Origin of the sequence: Streptomyces subrutilus (assembly GCF_001746425.1) — a bacterium.
GTDB lineage: Bacteria > Actinomycetota > Actinomycetes > Streptomycetales > Streptomycetaceae > Streptomyces > Streptomyces subrutilus_A.
On the sequence record NZ_MEHK01000001.1, the window covers coordinates 5774764 to 5790165 of the forward strand.

10 protein-coding genes are annotated in these 15402 nt (G+C 74.4%); 3 read left to right on the plus strand and 7 right to left on the minus strand.

Annotated elements, in window-relative coordinates; genetic code table 11:
* Positions 1-197: 197 nt before the first annotated feature.
* Complete coding sequence (gene treY, locus BGK67_RS26840; protein ID WP_069922483.1) at positions 198-2447, minus strand: malto-oligosyltrehalose synthase; 2250 nt, start codon at positions 2445-2447, stop codon at positions 198-200.
* A gap of 82 nt (positions 2448-2529) precedes the next feature.
* Between treY and BGK67_RS26845 the strand changes: the two genes are divergently transcribed.
* The gene (locus BGK67_RS26845) at positions 2530-3810 is read left to right on the plus strand and encodes an MFS transporter (RefSeq protein WP_069922484.1); all 1281 of its coding nucleotides are present in this window, start codon (positions 2530-2532) and stop codon (positions 3808-3810) included.
* On the opposite strand, the gene glgX is transcribed toward BGK67_RS26845, so the two are convergent.
* Positions 3795-5909: a glycogen debranching protein GlgX gene (gene glgX / locus BGK67_RS26850; protein WP_069922485.1), complete on the minus strand. Its 2115-nt coding sequence runs from the start codon at positions 5907-5909 to the stop codon at positions 3795-3797. The two genes, BGK67_RS26845 and glgX, sit on opposite strands and share 16 nt — an antisense overlap.
* 274 nt (positions 5910-6183) lie before the next feature.
* On the opposite strand from glgX, the gene BGK67_RS26855 reads away from it, so the two are divergent.
* The gene (locus tag BGK67_RS26855; RefSeq protein ID WP_069922486.1) at positions 6184-7434 is read left to right on the plus strand and encodes an SAV2148 family HEPN domain-containing protein; all 1251 of its coding nucleotides are present in this window, start codon (positions 6184-6186) and stop codon (positions 7432-7434) included.
* 98 nt (positions 7435-7532) lie between these two features.
* Positions 7533-8258: a 3'-5' exonuclease gene (locus BGK67_RS26860; protein WP_069922487.1), complete on the plus strand. Its 726-nt coding sequence runs from the start codon at positions 7533-7535 to the stop codon at positions 8256-8258.
* 78 nt (positions 8259-8336) lie between these two features.
* Here BGK67_RS26860 and BGK67_RS26865 read toward each other — a convergent pair whose 3' ends face one another.
* The 5 genes from BGK67_RS26865 to BGK67_RS26885 all read right to left on the minus strand — a co-directional run bounded on the left by BGK67_RS26865 (position 8337) and on the right by BGK67_RS26885 (position 15401).
* On the minus strand, positions 8337-9794 hold the full coding sequence (locus BGK67_RS26865; protein ID WP_079154390.1) for an NAD(P)/FAD-dependent oxidoreductase: 1458 nt from the start codon (positions 9792-9794) through the stop codon (positions 8337-8339).
* Positions 9795-9917: 123 nt separating this feature from the next.
* A complete protein-coding gene (locus BGK67_RS39515) occupies positions 9918-11135 on the minus strand; it encodes a helix-turn-helix transcriptional regulator (RefSeq protein ID WP_069922488.1) in 1218 nt (405 codons plus the stop codon).
* The gene (gene paaN / locus BGK67_RS26875; RefSeq protein ID WP_069922489.1) at positions 11132-12892 is read right to left on the minus strand and encodes a phenylacetic acid degradation protein PaaN; all 1761 of its coding nucleotides are present in this window, start codon (positions 12890-12892) and stop codon (positions 11132-11134) included. The genes BGK67_RS39515 and paaN overlap by 4 nt, the downstream gene beginning before the upstream one ends.
* A gap of 413 nt (positions 12893-13305) precedes the next feature.
* The gene (locus BGK67_RS26880; RefSeq protein WP_069922490.1) at positions 13306-14223 is read right to left on the minus strand and encodes an SDR family oxidoreductase; all 918 of its coding nucleotides are present in this window, start codon (positions 14221-14223) and stop codon (positions 13306-13308) included.
* Positions 14220-15401: an FAD-dependent monooxygenase gene (locus tag BGK67_RS26885; RefSeq protein ID WP_107488863.1), complete on the minus strand. Its 1182-nt coding sequence runs from the start codon at positions 15399-15401 to the stop codon at positions 14220-14222. Before BGK67_RS26885 ends, BGK67_RS26880 begins: the two co-directional genes overlap by 4 nt.
* Position 15402: the final 1 nt, after the last annotated feature.

Genomic DNA, 15402 nt, shown 5'->3' on the forward strand with positions numbered 1-15402 from the left:
CCGCGCCTCAATCGCCGGCGGGGCTGGTTGTGGCTGCGGCCGTCCGTCTCCAACGCCGGCGGGGGCTCATTCCAGCCCCGCCGGCGTTTGAGGCGCGGGGTGCGGGGCGGAGCCCCGGTTGGGGGGCCCTGCTGACCCGGGCGCGGCACCGCACCGGCCCCGCCCGCCCCGGCGGGGAGGCCGGGGCGGAGGGGGTGTCAGGTGCGGACGAGGGCGAGGGCCGGGGATTTGGCCAGGAGGAGGGGGAGGGCCGCCTCCCCCTCGTACGGGGCGCCCCCCGCCAGCGGGACCCAGCGGCCCGGCGGCAGCGGCAGGACCGTCCCGCGCCAGCCCCCCGCGAGGCCCAGCCGGTGCGCGAGCCGGGTGGCCACCACCACCAGGCCGGGGGAGCGGGCGAAGGCCAGGCAGTGGTCCGCCGCCGGACCCCGCGCCGCCAGCGGGGCGTACCCGGTGAAGAGCTCCGGCCGGTCCCGCCGCAACCGCAGCACCGCCGCCGTGAGCGCCAGCTTCTCCTCGGCCGGGCCGTCCGCGGCGGCCCCCGCGTCCAGCCGGGCCAGCGTCTCCCGGGGGAAGCGGGCCGGACGCCGGTTGTCCGGATCCACCAGCGCCCGGTACTCCGTCTCCGCGCCCTGGTACACCTCCGGCACCCCCGGCATCGCCAGATGCAGCAGCGCCATGCCCAGCACATTGGCCCGGGCCGCCTCCGCCAACTCCGCCGGCAGCTCGAGCGGCCCGGGCGCGCACCCCGCCACCGTCGCCTCGTAGGCCTCGTCCGGCTCCGTCCAGCTGGTCCGCACGCCCGCCTCCCTGACCCCCTTCAGCAGCGCCTCGGCCAGCCGGGGCACGGCCTGCGGAGCCTCCCCCAGGCCCAGCGCGGTCTGCCGGGCCGTCCACGCCAGCGCCGGGTCCGCTCCGGCCGCCCCCTCCATCGCCCCCGGCGCCTGCGACAGCACCGAGATCCTGGCCCGGACGTCAGCGCTGCGCTTGGTGTCGTGGGTGGACAGCACCGTCCCCGACCGGGGCCAATCCCGCTCCAGCCGCTCGCAGTACGCGTGGAACTCCGCCGCCGACACCCCCGGCCGCCCGGGGTCCCCGCCGACCTCGGTGGCCGACAGCAGCGGCGCGTACCGGTAGAAGGCCCGGTCCTCGAGGGACTTGGCCCGCAGCGCGGCCGAGGTCTGGGCGAAGCGGGCCGCGAAGGCGGGATCGCGCAGCAGCAGCTCCCGTACGCCGGCCACCGCGCCCGGTCCGGCCACCGCGGCCGCCCGCTCCACGGCCCCGGGATCCGGCTCGGGCTCGCCGGGGTAGGGCCGGTAGACCGGATAGGCGATCAGCAATTCGCGCACGCCCGCCGCGAGTTCGGGACCGGCCCGGCGTTCCAGCGCGCCCAGCTCGGCGGCCAGGTCCCCGGTCAGCACCTCCCGCGCGCACGCCTCCGCGATCGGCTCCCACCCCGCGGCGCCGGTGAACTCGGCAAAGCGAAGCGCCAGTTCGGCCGCGCCGTCCGGATCGGTGAACACCCCGTCCACCCGGTGCAGCGCGTCGTACCCGGTGGTGCCCGCCACCGGCCAGGCGGGCGGCAGCCGTTCGTCCCGGGCCAGGATCTTCTCCACCACCACCCAGCAGTGCGGACCCGCCGCCGCCCGCAGCCGCCGCAGGTACCCCTCGGGGTCCGCCAGCCCGTCCACGTGGTCGATGCGCAGTCCCTCCACCACCCCGTCCCGGACCAGCTCCAGCACCTTGGCGTGGGTGGCCGTGAACACCTCAGGGTCCTCCACCCGGACCCCGATTAGATCCGAGATGGTGAAGAAGCGCCGGTAGTTGAGGTCGGTCCTGGCCTCGCGCCACCAGGCCGGCCGGTACCACTGCGCGGCCAGCAGCTCGGGCAGCTCCAGCCCCGCGGTCCCCTCCCGCAGCGGGAACTCCTGCTCCCCGTAGCGCAGCACGTCCCCGTCGGCCTTCAGCTCACACGACTCCACCGGTCCGGCCAGCACCGGCAGCAGGACCTGCCCGCCGCCCGCCTCCCAGTCGATGTCGAACCAGCGGGCGAACGGCGAGTCCGGACCGTCGCGCAGGACCTCCCACAGCGGCCGGTTCAGCCGCAGCGGCGCCGGCACCGCCATGTGGTTCGGCACGATGTCGAGGACCAGGCCCAGCCCGTGCGCCCGGGCGGCGGCGGCCAGCGACCGCAGGCCCGGCTCGCCGCCCAGCTCCTCGCGCACCCGCGCGTGGTCGGTGACGTCGTACCCGTGCTCCGAACCGGGCGCCGCCTCCAGCACAGGGGACAGGTGCAGGTGCGACACGCCGAGCGAGGACAGGTACGGTACGGCTGCCTCGGCCGCGGCGAAGGTGAACTCCGGACGCAGCTGGAGACGGTAGGTCGACGCCGGGGTGACCGGTGTCGGAGCATCAGATTCCGATTGAATGCGTGACCGTGGCAGGCTCATGAGAACGTACGTACCCAGTCAGCCGGATTCCGTGCCATTACCCAATGCATACGAGTGACTGCGCCGGGTTAGCGTTGCTCAAGTGGTTGGAACCGTCAACACCTATCGAAGAGTCATCGCCCTGACCGGGCCCCTTCTCCCCTTCATCTCGTTCTTCGCCCGACTGCCCGTCGCGATGTCCCAGTTCGGCAGCGTCGTGCTGGTCGCCCAGACCAGCGGCTCGATCGCCACCGGCGCCGTCGTCGGCGGCGCCCTCTCCGCAGGCCAGGTGGTCTTCGGACCCGTCCTCGGCCGGCTCGCCGACCGGTACGGCCAGCGGCCCGTCGTGCTGAGTGCCGCGGCCTTCAACGCCGTCGCGACCGCCGCCCTGGTGGCCGGCGCCCTCGGCCACCTCGCCACCCTCCCGCTCGCCGCCGTCGGAGCCGTGGCGGGCGCCTCCATCCCGCTCGTCGGGCCGCTCGCCCGGACCCGCTCCGTGGCCCTCGCCCACCGCGCCAAGTCCGACGAGAGCGTGGTGGGCGCCGTCCACTCGCTCGAAGGCACCCTGGACGAGGTCTCCTTCGTCCTGGGCCCCGCCTTCGTCGGACTCGCCTCGATCGTCGCCCACCCCGCGCTCGCCCTCGGCGGGGCCGCCGTCCTCATCGCCGTCTTCGGCACCGCCTTCGCGCTGCATCCCACCGCCGCCGTCACGGACGGACGCCCCGCGCGGACCCGTACCAAGGAGCGCCGGGCCCGGCAGCCGCGCGTGGTGCACGCCGTCCGCGGCTCCCTCGCCCTCCAGGGCGCCATGTTCGGCGCCTGCCAGGCCGGGATCGCCGCGCTCACCATGCGGCTGGGCGTCCCCGAGCAGGCCGCCGTCGTCTACGCCGCCATGGGCGTCGTCAGCGCGGTCGTCGGCATCTCGCTCGGCGCGCTGCCCGCCCGCTTCGGGCTGCGACTGCGCTGGCGGGCGGCCACCGGCGCCGCGCTGCTGCTCTCGGTGCCGCTGCTGTTCACCACCGCCCTGTGGCCGCTGTACCTGGTCGTCACCGTCCTCGGCGCGGCCTACGCCCCGCACCTGATCACCGCGTTCGCCCTCACCGAGCGGGTCGTGGAGCCCGCCCGGCTCGCCGAGTCGACGGCCTTCGCCGCCAGCGCCCTCGTCGCCGGGCAGGCCCTCGCGCTGCCGCTCGCCGGCCGGCTCGCCGAGTCCTACGGGCCCGCCGCGGCCTTCGCCGTGGCCGTGGGGGCCGCCGCGCTCTGCCTGGCCCTCGCCCTCCTGACCCGGGTGCCCGACGCCCGAACCCACGGCCGGGCCCCCGTCCCGGCACAGCAGACCGGATCCCCGGCCGCGGACGGGAGCTCCGCCTACGCCGGGCGCTGAAGCACCACCAGACACCGTCCTGTCAGCGCCACCCGGTCCCCGGCCGCGAACTGCGGCCCGGTGCCGGGTGGCAGTACGTCCGGCCGCGCCGTGTCCACCACCAGCCGCCACTGCGTCCCGTGCCCCGCCGGGACGGTGAACTCCTGCGGATCGGGCCCCGCGTTGAACATCAGCAGGAACGAGTCGTCGGTGATCCGCTCCCCGCGGGTCCCCGGCTCGGAGATCGCCTCCCCGTTCAGGAACACCGTCAGCGCCCGCGCGTGCTGCGCCTGCCAGTCACGGGCCCGCATCTCCTCGCCGTGCGGGGTGAACCAGGCGATGTCGGAAAGCTCGTCGTGCGTACCCTCCACGGGCCGCCCGTGGAAGAACCGGCGCCGCCGGAACACCGGGTGGTCGCGGCGCAGCCACACCATCCGCCGGGTGAACTCCAGCAGCGCGGGCGCCGGTTTGCCGGGCTCCGGCCAGCCCACCCAGGACAGCTCGTTGTCCTGGCAGTAGGCGTTGTTGTTGCCGCCCTGCGAGCGGCCGAACTCGTCGCCGTGGCTGAGCATCGGCACGCCCTGCGACAGCATCAGCGTGGCCGTGAAGTTGCGCATCTGCCGCTCGCGCAGCTCCAGGATCTCGGGATCCTCGGTCGGCCCCTCCACGCCGCAGTTCCAGGACCGGTTGTGGGTCTCGCCGTCCCGGTTGCCCTCCCGGTTGGCCTCGTTGTGCTTCTCGTTGTAGGAGACGAGGTCGTTCAGGGTGAAACCGTCGTGGCAGGTGGTGAAGTTGATCGAGGCCAGCGGGCGCCGGCCGTCGTCCTGGTACAGGTCCGAGGATCCGGTCAGCCGCCCGGCGAACTCCGCCAGCGTGCGCGGCTGCCCGCGCCACAAGTCCCGCACGGTGTCCCGGTACTTGCCGTTCCACTCGGTCCACAGCGGCGGGAAGTTGCCCACCTGGTAGCCGCCCTCGCCCAGGTCCCAGGGCTCGGCGATCAGCTTCACCTGGCTGACCACCGGATCCTGCTGGACCAGGTCGAAGAACGAGGACAGCCGGTCCACCTCGTGGAACTGGCGGGCCAGCGTCGCCGCCAGGTCGAAGCGGAAGCCGTCCACGTGCATCTCGGTGACCCAGTACCGCAGCGAATCCATGATCAGCTGGAGCACGTGCGGGGAGCGCATCAGCAGCGAGTTCCCGGTGCCGGTGGTGTCCATGTAATGGCGGGGGGCCTCCGCCAGCCGGTAGTACGAGGCGTTGTCCAGCCCCCGGAAGGACAGCGTCGGACCTAGGTGGTTGCCCTCGGCGGTGTGGTTGTAGACCACGTCGAGGATCACCTCGATGCCCGCCTCGTGCAGGGCCCGCACCGCGGACTTGAACTCCAGCACCTGCTGGCCGCGGTCGCCCGAGGCGTAGCCGTTGTGCGGGGCGAAGAAGCCGATGGTGTTGTAGCCCCAGTAGTTGCTCAGCCCGTCGTTGACCAGCCGGTGGTCGTTGACGAACTGGTGCACCGGCATCAGCTCCAGCGCCGTCACCCCGAGCTTGGTCAGGTGCCCGATGACCGCCGGGTGGGCGAGCGCCCCGTACGTGCCGCGCAGCTCCTCGGGGAGCTCGGGATGGTTCATCGTCAGGCCCTTGACGTGAGCCTCGTAGAGCACGGTGTGGTGGTACTCGTGGCGCGGCGGCCGGTCGTTGGCCCAGTCGAAGTACGGGTTCACCACGACGGAGCTCATGGTGTGCGGGGCGGAGTCGAGGTCGTTGCGGGAGTCGGGCCGGCCGAAGTGGTAGCCGTACACCGCCTCGTTCCAGTTCACCTGTCCGCTGATGGCCCGGGCGTACGGGTCGAGCAGCAGCTTCGCCGCGTTGCAGCGCCGGCCGCGGTCGGGCTCGTAGGGCCCGTGGACACGGAACCCGTAGCGCTGGCCCGGCATGATGCCCGGCAGGTACGCGTGCCGGACGAAGGCGTCCGTCTCGCGCAGCTCCACGGCGGTCTCCGAGCCGTCGTCGTGGAGAAGACACAGCTCGATGCGTCGGGCGGCCTCGGAGTAGACCGCGAAGTTGGTCCCGGCGCCGTCGTACGTGGCACCGAGGGGATACGCCTGTCCCGGCCAGACCTGCATAGATAACGTCTCTTCCCATCCTGCTCCGGCCGATCCGGCTGGACCGCGTCACTGCCAGATCTTCCCCGAAAGAGGGTCCTCACGCGTGGACTTGGCTTGGTGCCTCCGGGTGACCCGCAGAGCTGATATGCGGGTCGGACGACTGTCGGGGCATCGGATAATGGGTCAACGGACAGCCGGTGTACGAGCCATCGGGCTGCACCGGGCCGCGCGCGCGGAGTACCCTTCCGTGATCACTGGAGACGGGCGTCCAGACGCAGAAGGCGGTGCACGGGTGAGCTCGGGAGGTCTGGAGCTGCCCCCTGGTGACAGCGGTCACGAGGGCGGCCCCGCGGACGCGCCGTCGGCGGGGGTCGTGACCGGGGCGGTGTCGCTGGCCCCGCCGGCGGCCGGGGACGCCCGCGCCGGCGCCGAGCTGGACTGGGGCGTAGAGGCCTGGAGCGAGGTCCGCACGCGGGCGCAACGCGCGGGCCGTGCGTACATCTGGCTCAACCTGATCGAACAGCGGCTGCGGTCGGTGGTCGGAGCGGTGCTGCGGCCGATCTACGAGCCCGTGCACGGCGGGGACGACTGGGTGGTCGCGGCCGCCGGGCCCGCCGGACAGGAGTGGGTGCAGCGGGCCGTGGCCGTGCGCGAGGTCAGCCGGCGCAAGGGCTACCTGCTCGACTCGGCCGACGACAACGTGCTGAGCTTCCTGACGCTGCCGCAGCTGCGCGAGCTGATGGTCCAGCACTGGCCCTGCTTCGAACCGTACTTCGACGACCGGCGCGAGATCGAGCTCGCCCTGGACGAGCTGGAGGTCACCCGCAACGTCGTCTCCCGCAACCGGGCCCTGTCGCGGCCGGTGCTGGAGCAGGCGGAACGGGCCTCGGCGCGGCTGCTGGAGGTGCTCGGCGGCGGTTCGGGCAGCCCGTCGGCCGACCGGCTGCCGATCGACGCCGTCGAGGACCTGGTGGGCGACCGGTACGCGGACGTCATCTCGGTCCACCCGGACCGGGTGCGGCTGCAGCGCCAGCTTCCCGCGGAGGACCTGTTCGGCGGAGCGCGCCGGCTCGACGCCATCGGCATAGGCCTCAACCTGCTGGTCCAGAACTTCTCGGGCCGAAGACTCGTCCGGCTCACGGAGGCCGGCTGCCGGGTGCGGCTGCTGTTCCTGAACCCGGCGAGCAGCGCGGTCAAACGGCGCGAGCGCGAGCTCGGGCTGCGCAAGGGCGAGCTGAGCCGCTCGGTGGAGATGAACATCCTGCACGTGCGACGGGTCCGGGCGGGCCTGCGGGACCCCTCGCGCTTCGAGATCCACGTCTTCGACGAGACTCCGCGCTTCACCGCCTACCTGGTGGAGGGCCAGTCCTCGGGGATCGCCGTCGTGCAGTCGTACCTGCGCCGGGCGCGCGGCATGGAATCGCCCGTCCTGGTCCTGCGCGGCGGCGGCCGCGGCGTGCCCAAGGACGCCGACCACGGGCTGTTCGCGACGTACCGCGAGGAGTTCGAATCGGTGTGGGAGGACTCCCGGCCGGTGTCGTGACGCCGTCCCCCGCGCCGTGCCCCCGGCGGCCGGCCTGTCAGTGGCCCGTGGCAGGCTGAAAGTCGTTGACCGAAGGTGTACGGGGGGGAGGGCGCGTGATGGGGGACTGGCACGGCGGTGTGCTGATCGGGTTCGACCTGGAGACGACCGGCACGGAGCCGGGGGAGTCGCGGATCGTGACGGCGGCGCTGGTCGAGGTGCGGGGCGGCGAGGTGCGCGAGCGGCGCGGCTGGCTCGCGGACCCGGGGATACCGATTCCGGCGGGGGCCTCGGCGATCCACGGGATCAGCACGGAGCGGGCCGTCGCCGAGGGCCGCCCGGTGCGGGAGGTCGCCGAGGAGGTCGCCGACGCCCTGGTCGGGCACTGGCGCGGCGGGGCCGTGGTCGTCGCCTACAACGCGGCCTTCGACCTGACCCTGCTCTCCGCGGAACTGGCCCGCCACGGACTGCCGTCGCTGGCCGACCGGCTGGGCGGAGAGGAGACCGGGCCGGTGGTGGACCCGCTGACCATCGACCGGGCCGTCGACCGCTACCGGCGCGGCAAGCGCACGCTGGAGGCGGTCTGCCGGGTGTACGGGGTCACGCTCGACGCGGCGCACGACGCCGGGGCGGACGCCCTGGCCGCGGTGGAGGTGGCCCGCGCGATAGCCGCGCGGCACCCGGAGGTGGCCGCGCTCACCCCGGCCGACCTGCACGCCCGCCAGGGCACCTGGCACGCCCGGTGGGCCCGGGACTTCCAGTCCTACCTCCGCCGCCAGGGCACACCGGACGCGGTGATCGACACCGCCTGGCCGCTGCGCGGCCTGCTGCCCGCGGCGGGCTAGTGCCGTGCCGGGGCCGCGACCCGGTGAACCTTCCCGGTCGCAGCACCAGCGGACCGGCGCGGGCGCGTCCGGGCGGGGTCAGCGGCGGAAGGCGGACGGGTCGATCGAGGCCAGCCGCTTCACCAGGGGCGGTACGCCGAGGCCGCGGTCCTCGCGGTGCTCCACCGCGCGCAGGGCCGGGATGACCAGGCGGGCGCCCGGGTAGCGCACCGGTTCCGGCGGGATCCAGCCGCCCGGCGGGCGGGTGAAGGCCGAGCCCGACCATTCGTCCTTCGTGCCGAGGACGAGGGAGGCCAGCACCTTCGCCATCAGCCGCGAGGGGCCCACCCCGTCGCCCGAGTAGCCCGTGGCGTAGCAGACGCCGGGCACGGACTTGAGCCAGCCGGCGAACGGGAGCGAGGTGGTCGAGTACTCCACGGGGGCGGTCCAGGCCGAGTCCACCGGCGCGTCGGCGAGTTCCGGGAAGAGCCGGGCGAGCTGGCGCCGCAGCTCGCCGGGCCGCAGCGGGTCGCCCCACAGGGTGTCGGCCCCGCTCTGCCCGAAGGCCACGCCGGAGCCGCCCTTGCCGAAGAGCAGCCTGCCGTCCGGGGTCGTGCGGTAGTAGTTCAGCCTGCGGCGGGAGTCGCAGACCGAGGTCCGCCCGTCCCAGCCGAGGTCCGCGAGCCGCTGCGGAACGGGCTCGGTGAGGACGGTGTCGCTGGCCACGGTCACCATCCGGCGGCCGAGGTCCTCCAATTGTCCGGCCCAGGCGTTGATGGCGAGCACGACCCGTTCCGCGTACACCCGACCGTAGGGGGTGTGGGCGGTGGTGGCGCCGCCGGGTGCGCTCCGCAGGGCGGTCAGCGGGGTGCGCTCGTGGACGCGGACGCCCGCCTCGATCGCCACCCGGCGCATGCCGCGGGTCAGTTTGGCGGGCTGGAGCGTGGCGCAGCCCGGGTCGAGGACGCCGCCGAAGTGGTTGCGGGTGCCGACCGCCCGCCGGGACTCGGCGGCGGACACCTCGTGCAGCGGCTCCGTGCCGGCCCGGCGCAGGTCCGCCAGGGTCTGCCGCCACGCCCCGCGCTGGGCCGGCGAGGAGGCGGCCCACAGCCAGGGGCCGCGCGTGTACTCCACGTCGATGCCGTGGGTCTCGGTGAAGTCGAGGATGTCGTCGACGGCCCGGGCCGAGGCCTCGCCCAGCCGGCGTGCCTCCTCGTGCCCGCCGATCGCGACGAGGCTGCTGAACCGGGCCCACATCGGCATGAGATAGCCCGCGTTGGCGCCGCTGGCCCCGCCGCCGCACACATCGGCCTCGATCAGCACGACGTCCGTGCCCGGGGCCCGGCGCAGGATCTCCAGGGCGGTCCACAGGCCGGTGAAGCCGCCGCCCACGACGAGGACGTCGCAGCGCACCTCGTCCAGCAGCTGCGGCGAGCGCCCGTCGTCGGGTGCGGCCCGCAGGGCGTCGCGCAGCCAGGCGGTGCGCCGGGCCGGGGGCGGGGTGTCGGGGCGGGGCCAGGTGCCGGCCAGGACGAGATCGGGAGCGGTGACGGTCACGGGTGCGGGTCTCCACGGTCGGTGCGGGGGGTGCGGTGGGTACGGCTCGGCTCGGCGCGGTGCGCGGGTGCGGCGCGTGCCGAGGGGCGGCGGGCGGTCGGCGGGGCGGGGAGGAGGGGCGGGTCAGTTCTGGCGGGCCCGGGCGGCCCGGCCGGCGGCGTCCAGGTGTTCCGCCGCCGTCAGCAGGTCGATCCGCGAGCTGACCCCGTAGGTCTTGAACAGCTTCCGGAGGTGGTAGTTGACGGTGTGCGGGGACAGTGCGAGACGCCGGGCGATCTGCTGGTTGGTGAGGCCCTCGCGCACCAGCCCCACCAGCACCCGCTGCTGCTCGCTCAGCTCCGGTCCGGCAGCGGGTGTCTCGGCGAGGCCGGCCGTGGCCCGCAGCGCCGCCGCCTCCCGCTGGAGGGACAGGCGCAGCGAGTCGGGCAGGGAGTCCGTGATGAGGCGGCGCAGCAGCGGATTGGAGAAGACCGCCCGCCCGCCGTCGCCCCGCACCACGCCGGTGGCCTCCACCTCCTCCAGGGCCGGGAGCAGGGCCGACACCGAGGTCCGCAGCATCAGCGCCAGGTCCTCGTAGACCACCTCGCACCCCAGGACCGAGGCCACGCACAGCAGTTGGCGGCAGCCGGGGGAGAACCGCTCCAGGGTGGCCCGGACCCGGGTGGCGAGGCGCGCGGGGAGCCGCGAGGTCAGCAGCCGGACCTCGTCGTCCACGGTCTCCACGGAGCCTTCCTCCTGGAGCCCGGTGAGCAGTTCGATCAGCAGCCGCGGGTGCCCGCCGGCCTGGTCGAGCAGCTGGACCAGGGCCGCTGCGGGCGGCGCGCCCAGCAGGTCGCGGGCCAGGCTCAGCGAGGGGGACGGGCCCAGCGGGCCGAGCGCGAGCCGCTCGCTGCGGCCCGTGAGGCCGGCCGGCAGCGCCGGTCCCTCGCCGGGCCGGTGGGCCACCAGCCAGACCACGGGGTCGCCGCCGGGCCGCTCGCGGGGCGTGAAGGGCATCCGCGGCGGCCCGTCCACGGTCCGGCGGGTGTCGTCGACCAGGACGAGCACGGGCCCCGCCGGGGCGTGGCAGCGGCCGGGCCGGCCCCGGGTGTGCCGGGCCGGAGCGGCCCGGCGCCGCGGATGCCGGGGGTCGGCCCACGGATCGGGGTGGTGTCCGGCGTAGCCCAGGCCTTCGGCGAGGAGGGCGGCTTCCCGCAGCAGCCGGGTCTTGCCGATGCCGGGCATCCCCTCGATGGACAGGACGGCGGGGCCGGAGCGGCGGCCGTACTCGAGGACCTCGCGGATGAGCCGCATCTCCCGCTCGCGTCCGCGCAGCGGCATGCGGGTGAGGGTGCTGTTCATATCGCGCCGCCGTAGCGGCGTACGCCGACGGTGTGGAAGCGCGCGGACACGAACGCGGCGTCGCAGTAGACCGCGTTGCCCGACGGGTTCATCCCCGTGCCGTGCAGATCGGAGTAGACGGCCGACTGGGAGATGTACCAGTCGCCCATCAGGTTCGCCGACAGCATCACGCCGGCCTCGGCGCAGGCCGCCTCCATCGCCGCCTCCACCTCCGGCGACGTGGAGTAGAGCCCGACGGACAGCGCCCCGCACTCGCGGGTGGTACGGGAGACCAGCGCGACCGCGTCGGAGACGGAGTCCACCGCGACCGCGAAGACCACGGGGCCCAGCCATTCGGCGAGCAGCACGGCCCGGTCCTCGGCCCGGTTCGCGTCGAGGGCCACGACGGCCGGGGTGCGGATGACCGCCTCCGGATGTGCGGGGTCGCGTACGGCGCGGGAGGGGACGGCCACCTTCCCGGCCTCCCCGGCCATCACCCGTTCGAGCCGCTCCAGGACCGGGGGCCCCAGGAGCGCGCCGAGGACGGCGGCGGCCCCGGTGTCGTCGGCGAGCAGCGCGTCCAGCGCCGTGCCGAGGTCGGCGACGATCTCCTCGTACGTCCGGTGCCCCTCGTCGGTGCTGATCCCGTCCCGCGGGATCAGCAGGTTCTGCGGGCTGGTGCACAGCTGCCCGCTGTAGAGGGAGACCGAGAAGGCGAGGTTGGCGAGCATGTCGCGGTAGTCGCCGGTCGACTCCACGAGCAGGGAGTTGACGGCGGATCCGGAGGTGAACACGCGTGCCTGGCGGGCGTTGTCCTCCAGCCACCGGCCGAAGGCGGTGGTGCCGGCGTAGTCGACGAGGCGGACCTCGGGGCGGGTGGCCAAGGTGCGGGCCAGTCCCTCGCCGGGGTGTTCGGCCGCCAGACAGACCAGGTCGGCCGGGAAGCCGGCCTCGGTCAGCACCTCGCGGGCGATCCGGACGGTCAGGGCCAGCGGCAGGACGGCCGCCGGGTGCGGTTTGACCAGGACCGGGTTGCCGGTCGCCAGTGAGGCGAAGAGGGCCGGGTAGCTGTTCCAGGTGGGGAAGACGCTGTTGGCGATGACCAGGGAGATGCCCCGGGGCACCGCCGTGAAGGTCTTGGCGAGGGTGACGGCCCGGCCGTCGCCCTGGGGTTTGCGCCAGAGCGAGGCGGCCGGCAGGCGGGTCTGCTCGGCGAGCGCGCAGGCCACCGCCTCGAGCCCGCGGTCCTGGGCGTGGACGGCGCCGGCGTGGAAGGCCATCAGGAAGTTGTGGCCGCTGGTGTGCACGGCCGCGTGGGCGAATTCGGAGCTGCGTGCGTTGATCCGGTGCAGGATCTCGGCGCAGACCGCCGCACGGGCCTCGGGGCCCGCGTCGCGCCAGAGCGGCAGGGCGGCGCGCATGGCGGGCAGCAGGACGTCCGGGTCGCAGTGCGGGTAGGACACCTCCAGCGGGCCGCCGTAGGGGGAGCGCTCGCCGCCCGCCTCCGGGGCGGGGCCGACGGTGCCGTCGCGCCCGGGCTGTCCCAGGTCGAACGGCCGGCCGAGGAGCCGGCGGAAGGAGGCCTCGCCGGCGGCTCTCGCGCCCCGGCCGTAGGCCTGTGGATCCTCCGGGTCCTCCGCGTACGGCGACCAGTGCTCGCGGGTACGGATCACCTCACGGGCCCGTTCCAGGGTGCTGCCGTGCCGGGCGGTGAACCGGGTCAACGCGCCGCCGTCGGCGCGGGTGTCGGGAACGGGCGGCCGCACGGTGTGCGCCATGGTCCTCATCCTTTGTCGAACGGTAGGGGTCGGTCCGGATCGGATCGCCGAGTCCGGAAAGCCTCGGTGATCACGCTAATTCGGCTGGTTCGCATCCACGGCGGAGTCAGGTCATGCGGGGAATTGACGGCCCGTTCACACGGTGGCGCGTCACATCGGCGGCGCCGCGGACGTCCGGCCCGCGGGGGAGGGGGCGTAATCGCGGGCCGGATCTGGGACGTTGGGCACGCCCGCCGGGAAGACGGGTCAAACTGTGACGATGGCCATATCACGCGTGACTTACCGCTATCAGCCATCATCTGGCGAGATACCGCCGCTCGACGCCTCTCGGCGGGCGTGCCAACTGGCTTGTTCTGTACGGCCGCTGCCCCGGCCGACCCGTGACCCGGGCCGGAACCCGCCGGCTCCCGCGGCTACTCGGTGATCGGCCGCAGGTACCGGTCGAGCGCCGTGTCGGGCAGCACCCGCGCCAGCACGCTCACCTTCCGGGCGTCCGGACCCACCCGGTAGCGGGTCCGGGGCCGGCGGGCCGTCAGGGCCTGGCGGACCGTCTCCGCGAAGTCCTCCGGACGGGTCGGGCTCTCCCGCGCCTGCCTCTCGTTCTGGTACAGGAACCGGTTGAAGGGGATCCGGTACAGCTCGGCCAGCTGCTCCGGGACCCCGTCCATCGCGGCCCGCGCCACGTCGGAGACCTTGCCCCAGATCGGCGTCATGATGGCCCCCGGCTGCACCAGGGCGACGTCCACCCCCTGTGGCGCGAGCTCCCGCCGCAGGACGTCGGTCAGGGCCTCCTTGGCGAACTGCGCAGCCGCGTACGCCCCGAGGAACGGGATCGCCACACTGCCGAGGCCGGAGGTCACGTTGACCACCCGGCCGCGGGTGCGCCGCAGCAGCGGCAGGAACGCCTGGGTGACGGCGAGCTGCCCGACCACATTGGTGTCCAGCTGCTCGCGCAGCCGCTGCGGCGAGACGCACTCCAGCGGAGCCGAGACGCAGATGCCCGCGTTGTTCACGAGCCCCCACAGGCCGTCCTCGCCCACCTCGGCCGAGATCCGCTCGGCGGCCGCGGCCACCGACTTCTCGTCGGTCACGTCGACCAGCACCGGGACGAGCCGGCCGTGCGCGCCGGCCTCGGCGAGCGCCCGGGCGTCGGCCTCCTTGCGGACGCCGGCGAACACTCGGAAGCCCGCCTCCTCCAGCTGGAGGGCGCAGACCCGGCCGAGGCCGGAGGAGGCCCCGGTCACGAGGACGGACCGGCCGCGCGGCGACAGGGCGGCGCGGTACTGGGCGTTCGGCACGAGGCGGCTCCTACGGGAAGCGGGGGCGGTCATCCGGCCACCGCCGGGAAGGTGAGGGCGTCTTCCAGCGTGCGGGTGAGCCGGCGCTGCGGCATGAACCGGAAGTACGCGTCCCGCACCGGCCGGCGCAGCGGGTCCTCGGACTGCTCGAAGGAGCTGATGCCGCGCGAGGCGGCCACCATCCCGCGGGTCCGCTCGCGCCGCTCGTCCTCGTACCGGCGCAGGGCCCGCGGCAGGTCGGCCGCGCCCTTCAGGGCCCGCCCGAGCACCACGGCGTCCTCGATCGCCATGCCCGAGCCCTGGCCGAGACTGGTGAGCATCGGGTGCGCGGCGTCCCCCAGCAGGGTCACCGGACCCCGGCCCCAGCGCTCCAGGAACGCCCGGTCCCGGGAGGGCACGGCGATGATCGACTCCTCGGGGGTGGCCAGGATCGCCTGCCGCACCTCGTCGGCCCAGCCGTCGTAGGCGTGCAGGACCTCCGCCTTGCCGCCCTTCCAGTCTCTCGACAGCTCCGCCGGCATGTTCTTCGTGCCCCACCAGTACAGCCGTCCCGCGCCCATGTCCACGAGCCCGAAGCGCTTGCCGCTGCCCCAGAAGTGCGTGACCGAGCCCGGGGTGAAGCGGGGGTGCGAGAACGGGACCACCGCGAGCCAGCAGATGTAGCCGCTGTCCTGCGACTCCTCCGGACCCACCAGCTGCCCGCGGACCACCGAGTTGAACCCGTCGGCCCCGATCAGCACGTCCCCCTCGGCGGTGGTCCCGTCGTCGAACGAGACCCGCACACCGCCGCCCGGCACCCCCTCCGTCTCGAAGCCGGTGGCCGCCGCGCCGAGGCGCAGCGGGATGCCCTGCGCCGCCTCCAGCAGGGCCTGCTGGAGGTCCGCCCGGGTGATGAGCACACTGGGCACCCCCAGCCTGCCGATGATCTCCGGGAACGGGAACTCCCGGATCAGCCGGCCCGAAGCCGTTTTGACGTGGTAGGAGCGCAGGGCTTCCCCGCGCTTCTCCAGGTCGATCCCGACGCCCAGCGAGTCCAGCGCGCCGATGGCGTTGCTCATCACCGAGAGGCCCGAGCCCGCCGCCCGCAGCTCGCCGGCCCGCTCGTGGACCTCGACGTCCAGCCCCGCCTCGCGCAGCGCGACGGCGGCGGTGAGGCCGCCGATCCCCGCGCCGATCACCAGGGCCTTCTTGCGGTCTGTCATCCGTGTCATC